6 protein-coding genes are annotated in these 7952 nt (G+C 38.6%); 4 read left to right on the top strand and 2 right to left on the bottom strand.

Translation table 11 applies throughout. The features are described 5' to 3' along the window. Positions 1–88: 88 nt before the first annotated feature. On the bottom strand, positions 89–382 hold the full coding sequence (locus RG47T_RS25670) for a hypothetical protein (protein WP_139235642.1): 294 nt from the start codon (positions 380–382) through the stop codon (positions 89–91). Positions 383–525: 143 nt separating this feature from the next. On the opposite strand from RG47T_RS25670, the gene RG47T_RS07180 reads away from it, so the two are divergent. Beyond that, positions 526–1368 carry an Rpn family recombination-promoting nuclease/putative transposase gene (locus RG47T_RS07180; protein ID WP_074488789.1) on the top strand — a complete coding sequence of 281 codons (843 nt, stop codon included), beginning with the start codon at positions 526–528 and terminating at the stop codon, positions 1366–1368. A gap of 112 nt (positions 1369–1480) precedes the next feature. On the opposite strand, the gene RG47T_RS07175 is transcribed toward RG47T_RS07180, so the two are convergent. Then, a complete protein-coding gene (locus tag RG47T_RS07175; RefSeq protein ID WP_074488788.1) occupies positions 1481–2335 on the bottom strand; it encodes a hypothetical protein in 855 nt (284 codons plus the stop codon). 379 nt (positions 2336–2714) lie between these two features. Between RG47T_RS07175 and RG47T_RS07170 the strand changes: the two genes are divergently transcribed. From RG47T_RS07170 to RG47T_RS07160, 3 genes are all read left to right on the top strand, one after another. Continuing rightward, entirely contained in the window at positions 2715–3272 is a 558-nt protein-coding gene (locus RG47T_RS07170; RefSeq protein WP_074488787.1) for a hypothetical protein, read from the top strand. 85 nt (positions 3273–3357) lie between these two features. Continuing rightward, the gene (locus RG47T_RS07165) at positions 3358–4686 is read left to right on the top strand and encodes a TlpA family protein disulfide reductase (RefSeq protein ID WP_074488786.1); all 1329 of its coding nucleotides are present in this window, start codon (positions 3358–3360) and stop codon (positions 4684–4686) included. A 58-nt stretch (positions 4687–4744) separates the two neighbouring features. Beyond that, positions 4745–7936, top strand: a complete 3192-nt coding sequence (locus RG47T_RS07160; RefSeq protein WP_074488785.1) for a SusC/RagA family TonB-linked outer membrane protein — start codon at positions 4745–4747, stop codon at positions 7934–7936. Positions 7937–7952 lie beyond the last annotated feature (16 nt).

Below are 7952 nucleotides of genomic sequence, written 5' to 3'. Positions count from 1 at the left end.
AATCTGCCATTAATGAAAGATTATACAAGCTTTACAACGGAATGGCTCGGAATGATGGCTATTGGCTTGTCCAGCAATGCTAAAAATATTACAGCAACGCTATAAGATTATTACCCATGCTCCCGTTAGTTTTTTCCATAAGGGTGTTCATTTTTTTCTGGTAGCTAATAAAATGATCTTCCGTCCATTTGGTAACGTGGTAACCCTGGCAATGGATACAATGATAAGCTCTGCGCTGAACTGGTCTGCCCTGGCGGTGCTTGATCCGCTTACCAAATTCGTCTTTATTTCGCTTAAATCGCCATTTCAGATTGAACATGACAATGCGGGCTTCCAGTAAAGAAGTGAAAATAGCTTTGCCGGTAGCAGAACATTTTTCCATTAGAGCCTGTAGTTGTGTGCATTGTGACTGCAATTTACGAAAATCGCAGCAATATGTAAAGGCCGATTGCTGTAAATATTTGCTTTCTGAATCAGGATCACTTCAATTTGTTTATTTTTACATTTTAAATTTGTTCAAAATCCATGGAGCACAAAATAGGCCGTTTTATTGACCCACTAAGTGATTTTGGTTTTAAGCATTTATTTGGCAATGAACCTAATAAGGACATCCTGATTGATTTTTTAAATCAATTGTTTAAGGGTCAAAAGGAAATTGCCGACCTGGTATACAGCCCTACAGAACATGCCGGGGATAATGATGAATTGAAGAAAGTGTTTTTCGACCTGCTTTGCACTGGTGTTAACGGTGAGCAGTTCATCATCGAGATGCAGCGGGCGGAACAACGCAACTTCAGGGATAGAGCGATATTTTATACGTCCCGGCTGATTAATGAGCAATTACCTAAAGGTGCAAGCCGTTGGAATATTGAACTTCAGGAGGTATATTTAATAGCCATCCTTGAATTTAGTTTTAAAGATAGTAACGCCGGTAGTTACCTGCACAACGTGGCTTTAACCAACACGGATACCCATGAAATATTTTACAATAAGTTGGGCTTTAAGTTTTTAGAATTAGTTAAATTTGTAAAAACAGAGGCGGAACTGGAAACGGATTTAGACCGTTGGTTCTACCTCCTAAAGAATATGAGCCATTTGGAAAAGATACCAGCGGTTTTGGATAAGCGTGTTTTTCAAAAGGTATTTAAGATCGGCGAAGTTAGTAACCTGTCAAAGGAGGAAAAGGAAATGTACGATTCAAGTTTAAAGGCTAAATGGGATTATGAAAACTCTATCGCTTATGCTGAAGAAAAGGCCGAGCATAAAAAAGCCTTAGCCATTGCTGCTGAACTCAAAAAAGAGGGTTTATCTAATGAGTTTATCGCCAAGACCACCAAGTTAACTATTGAGGAAATTGAAAAATTGTAAACCTGTTTTATAGGTTTAGTTATAGGTCTATAGGATATAGCCCTTGTTGTTTATTGCAACAGGGGCTTTTTTTACAGTTTTAATTTGATCGATGGTTGGCATAAAGTGTAGTTTACTTCAAGTTTAATACATCAATACCTTTATCCGTGATTCCGTACATAACATCATCACTTCCTTTCTGATCTTTGGTTACGACTAATCCGCTATTAAGTAATGGAGTAAGGTAATTTCGAACATTTATCTCATTAAATGATGTCTTTTTAAAACCAAGAAATAATTCCTTCCCAGATTTAGATTTATCACTTACTTGTATAATAATTTCAAACATTTTGAATACGCTATCAAATGTAATGTCATATTCAACATTTCTTAAATCAATCCGTTGGTTTAAATACTGAGTTAATTTTATGTACGAAGGAATATAACTGCCAGTTGATTTTTCAGTAAAAGGCTTATCAAGCTTGTACTCTTTGTGATTACTATTGTTAGAAGCTTGACGTGATATTATTTGATTAAAACCAGCCAAAGTTGCAGAAAGGGTAGACACATCATAATCATAGCCTAATAAATCTCTTATTTCTACCTTTACTTTTTCAGCCTTTTTAAATTCATTAAGTTTATCTGTGTTTAACAATCTTTTAATAGCATAACTTGTTATCGGTCTTTGATTGAGATATTCGTAGGCGTCAGACTTTATAGTTTTATGGTAGTTTAAAAGAGTCTCCCGGAAATTTATCGGCAACTTAATTGTCCTATCGATAATTTCTTCCAACCTCATGCCAAATAAGAAAGCAACTTGAATGTACAGATCAATATAGACCTGGTTTTTACTTAATAGAATTTTTTTTAGCGTTGGCTCGGAGGCATTAAGTGCTGCATAAAAATGCTTGTGTTTTAGCCCAATTAGATCTTGAATAAATATTAAATTTTCCCCGATTTTTTCTTGTGCTATTTCAACATATTTCATGCTTCAAATAACAAGGCGTATTAGATTTATAAAATTTAATACTGTATTTGTATTTTTAAAATCATTTAGTTAAATTTGATTTTGTTATCTACTTGATAAGTAATAATTTAATCGAAAACATGATATTGATATGTAGGTCTATAAAATAAAAGTGTATTTTAAAAAGAGTCTCGTCCATAGAAAACCGCCAAATATTTTCAACTGAACGCGAGATGATAGGCATTGAACCCACTCCAAGGATATTATTATATTTGAGGAGTGGCCCCTATCAGCTTGTTTGTGTTCAGGGTGCTTGGCGGTACCTCTATGGCCAACAAGACGGGGCCACTCCTTAATTTTGCCCCATTAAGTTGAGACTCGTTATTTACATAACGAGCAAATGAAAAAGCGAATCAAAACCACTCTATTTAACCGTATCAAAGCCTTTTTTTCAAAGGCTGAATATGGTTTTGCTCATGTATTTTCAATTCCTGTTAGTAGGTGTCGGATTGATCCTTTTAATGCAGTTCATAATCCCGAGAAAAGTGGCGTAAATAAACAACAAACTGGTTATGCTCGAATCACCCCGCTTAGCTTTAGTAGTTTTCGCCCAACACCGGAAGAAGATACCATAGAAAAAATTTTTGATGAAGTAAATTCCGAGCAGGTAAAAGCCTTGTTATACAAATGGTTCTATTTTGGTTTATCAGAGAACGGCAAGCAGCTGGCTGACCTAACGCCTGACCAAATCGATTGTTTTAAGACCGAGCTACCCCTATTAATTTCTGCCCTATATAAGTATCATAAATCGCTATTGGCGAAAAAGGACAATCAGGAAAGCAAGCAAACTTCCTCAGCCGCTCCTTTAACAGAAACGGAAAGCGATGTTTTTTCTTCTACAGGCGGCTTTCCAAACCTTAAAAACCGATACAAAAACATCATAAAGAAGCCTGATTAATTTGATTTCCCCTAAACGGCACCCGCCCTAAAAAAGCGGAGCCGTTTTTTCTATTCGTTTAGTTCTCAAAATTAACGCTTTACAGATGAAAAAAATAACGACATACATCGTACTGGCCACGCTTTGCCTAAAATTTACCGCAAACGCGCAAGACAAGCCCATCAATATTACCGCCCTCAAAATTGGCGACCAAGTTCCCGACATCACCATAAACAACATCCTTAACTATAAGGACAAAGACGGTAAACCCGGCACACACGCTAAAACATCAGACTTCAAAGGTAAACTGCTCATACTTGACTTTTGGGCGACATGGTGCAGCCCATGCGTAGCCATGATACCTAAAATGGATAGCCTGCAAAAACAGTTTGATGGAGAGGTACAATTTCTGCCTGTAGCTTATCAGTCTCAGGCTATCGTTCAAACATTTCTATCAAAATTCCAAAAGCAGCAGCATAAGACCTATGAACTGCCGGATGTGGTAGAAGATCGGGAATTAAGCATCTTATTTCCACATAAAGAATTGCCTCACTTTGTTTGGATAAATGGAAAAGGCATTGTTAAATCAATAACTGAATATGATATTGTTGACAAAGGCCATATTGAGCAACTGTTAAAAACAGATAGTATATCTGTAAGGCAAAAACATGACGTATTTATTCCTTTTGATAAAGATAAACCCTTATTGATCAATGGAAATGGCGGCAATGGGGATAATATCATATTTCATTCGCTTATAACTCCTTATAAGGACGGATTGCCGTGGAGTGTCAATTTTGATTACTTCGAACCCGGAAAACCGAGACATATTACCGCGTTAAATCAAAGTATTGCCAATCTATTTGCGACGGCATTCGGTGGTGATCAGTATTGGTTTGGAAGTAACAAAAGGCTATTTCTTACGAAGGATTCAAGCTATTTAACCAGCCATTTACATGGGCAAGCGGTCAAAGATTGGATGGGCAATGGTCACGGGTTTAGTTATGAATTGATTGTCCCCTCTATTATGGCAAAAGACTTGTTCCCGATTATGCAGAACGATTTAATTAGATTCTTTTACAAGTATGATGTCAGCATTCAAAAGGTACAAACAAAGTGCTTGGCTTTAGTAAGAACATCGTCAATAGATAAAATCCAATCCAAGGGAGGCCCTACCATAACGAATTTTGATAAACAAGGCTGCCAAATCAAAAACAATTATCTGGTTCAATTAACTGGCAGGCTGGACATTCAGTACCTGCAAAACCGCTCACCTGTCGTTGACGCTACAGGTTACAATAGGCCGGTTGATCTTAATATAGATGCCAACCTCTCAAATTTAGAACAGCTTAACGCCGAACTAAAAAAGTATGATCTCGCCCTAAAAGAAAGTATACAGCCTGTTGAAATGCTGGTATTTAAGGATAGAAAGTAACCAATTTTGCCGCCTTTGATTTTTAAGCAGTCTTACCTCACCAATTATCATTTATTACATGAAAAAATATATACTCCTTATATTTCTGTTATGCCGTACTATCCTAAGCTATGCGCAACATGAGCTTAATGGAACTGTAATCTCTTCATCCGGTCACGCTCCACTGCCAGGAGCTAATATTCAGGTCAAAGGTGCCAATATTCATTTAATTACCGATAGTGCCGGACGTTTTCATTCAAAGCTACAAGGCAATGCGATAACAATTCAAATTAGCTATATCGGTTTTCGATCATTAGAAATGACAGTGAATTTACCAGCAACCTCTCTCATTATTGCTTTGGAGCCTAATAGCAATCAGTTAAACGAAGTAACCGTCTCTACGGGTTACCAAGAACTGCCAAGTGAGCGAGCTACGGGTTCATTTGCAAAAGTAGATAACGCCCTGATTAACCGCAGTGTGAGCACTGATATATTAAGCCGTTTACAAGACGTGACATCCGGCTTGATTTTTAACCGGGGTAAGGGGACTGTTAAAAATGACATTAGCATCCGGGGCCTAAGCACGATTTTTGGGAATGCCCAGCCTTTAGTGGTAGTTGATAATTTCCCTTACGATGGTGACATTACGAATATCAATCCGAATGACGTGGAAAGCATTACTGTTCTTAAAGATGCTGCTGCCGCGTCCATTTGGGGATCAAGAGCGGGAAATGGCGTTATTGTTATCACCACTAAAAAAGGAAAAAACAATCAGCCTTTAAGAATCAGCTTTAACGCCAATGTTAATATAGCTGACAAACCCAATTTGTTCTACAAAAGGATGATGAGCAGTGCCGATTACATCACTACAGAAGAAAGGCTTTACGCCGAAGGTTATTACCAAAACACAATCTCTGCCTATAACTCCCCGGTTATTACACCCGTTCTGGAGTTATTGAATGCGGAATCTAATGGGACTATTAGCGTTGCACAAGCCAATTCCCAAATCAATGCCCTCAAAAATCAGGATGTAAGAAATGATCTGGAAAAATATTTCCTTCAAAAGAGCGTAAATCAACAGTATTCCATTAACCTGAGCGGCGGGTCGGAAAACCAGCGATATTACATTTCCGGCGGCTATGATAAAAATTTGGACAATCTTATTGGCAACGGCTATGACCGGGTAACCTTAAACGCGAACAATGCCTATGATCTGCTTAATAAAAAGCTTGAACTGAGTACCGGGATCTATATTACGCAAAGCAAAACCACCACCAATAATCCAGGTATTGACCAAATTACTTACAACGGGTCGTCTCTTTATCCCTATGCCCGTTTAGCTGATAATCAGGGAAACCCGCTTGCAATCAATAAAGATTATCGGGAGGGATTTATTCAAAGTGCCGAAAATGCGGGCTTTTTAGACTGGACTTATAAACCACTCGATGAAATCCGCAATGCTAATAATACAAGCAGCATTACAGATTACAAGTTGAATGCAGGCCTGAAATACCGGTACAATGCAGACCTGAACGCACAAATCCTTTACCAGTATCAAAGATCCGGGAATGAAGCTCGTAACCTGCAAAGCCAGAATACATATTACACCAGGAACCTGATCAACCAATATACACAGGTCAATTCTGACGGAAGCCTTACTTTACCAATACCGCTTGGCGGCATATATGACTTTCAGAACTTAACCGGGATAGGCAAGGATTTACGTGCACAATTAAATTATCACAAATATTGGAATAATAAAAATGAACTCACTGCAATTGGAGGATATGAAATAAGAGCGTTACACACAACCGGAAGCTCCTACCGGCTTTATGGCTATGACCCTTTTCATGAAACCAGCCAGGCTGTCAATTATTTAGATTACTATACCCTATACAATGACCCCTACAGTGCCAGTGCAATTCCTTATAGCAATGGCCAAACAGACCTGCATGATAATTATCGCTCTTACTATTTTAACGGTTCTTATACTTTCGATAAGCGTTATACGCTGTCCGGCAGTATCCGGCAGGATGCATCGAATTTATTTGGTGTAAGGACCAATCAAAAAGCAGTACCGTTATTCTCAACAGGATTAAGCTGGAATATAGCAAACGAATCTTTTTATAAATGGGAGTTGTTACCCATGTTAAAATTAAGGGCTACTTATGGATACAATGGTAATGTCAACAAAACTGTGACCGCCTATACTACCGCCTATTATTACGATGCTTCTCAAAGTGGTATTCACCAACCTTACGCTACAATTATTAATCCGCCCAATCCTGAACTGCGGTGGGAGCGCGTGCAGGTAATTAATCTTGGTGTTGACTTTGGAACTAAAAATAATATCATCACAGGTTCCATAGAATATTACCGGAAAGATGGCAAAGACCTGATAGGAACCGTTCCGTATGCACCATCTACAGGAATACTAACTTTCACCGGGAATACAGCCAATACAAACGGTAGGGGTTTAGACTTAGTTCTCAATACGAAAAATATTGATCGTGAATTGAAATGGAACACCAACTTCTTGTTGAGTACGGTTTCTGATAAAATAACCCGATATTTATCTGCTTCTCCGGTAAACGGCCTACTCCAGAACGGGGATGGGCTTTCACAAGTACCGTTAGTGGGGAAACCGCTATACGCCCTGTACAGTTATAAATGGACTGGCCTTGACCCGGCAAACGGTGATCCGCAGGGTTATCTTAACGGACAGGTCAGCAAGGATTACTCCGCAATTATCTCGTCTGCAACTCCTGACAATATTGTTTACAGTGGTTCTGCTCGTCCTACGGTATTTGGTTCTTTCAGGAACACCTTTCAGTACAAGGGGTTCTCCATTTCAGCCAATATCACCTATAGGCTTGGTTATTATTTTAGAAAAAGTTCGATTGGGTACGGAAGCAATTATGGTTTAGGCGGCGATGGTGATTATGATCTTCGCTGGCAAAAACCGGGCGATGAACAGCATACCTACGTTCCTTCTATTCCGACTTCCCCCAATAATAACAGGGACTTGTTTTACAACTTTTCAAGTGTGCTTGTGCAAAAAGCAGATAATATAAGGCTTCAGGATATCAGCTTCAGTTATGATCTGTACAGGCAACGAATCAGGCAACTTCCGTTTAGGCATATTCAGTTCTACGTTTATGCCAATAATCTTGTTTTGCTATGGAAAGTTAATAAGGCCGGAATCGATCCGGATTATCAAACCGGGCCGCCGCCTAAATCAATGGCATTCGGGATGAAAGCAGATTTTTAATTTATTCAAAAAAAAT

The organism is Mucilaginibacter polytrichastri (assembly GCF_001911425.1).
Taxonomy (GTDB): Bacteria; Bacteroidota; Bacteroidia; order Sphingobacteriales; family Sphingobacteriaceae; genus Mucilaginibacter; species Mucilaginibacter polytrichastri.
The sequence above is the reverse complement of the archived record's forward strand: the minus strand, read 5'-3'. Positions and strand labels throughout refer to the sequence as shown.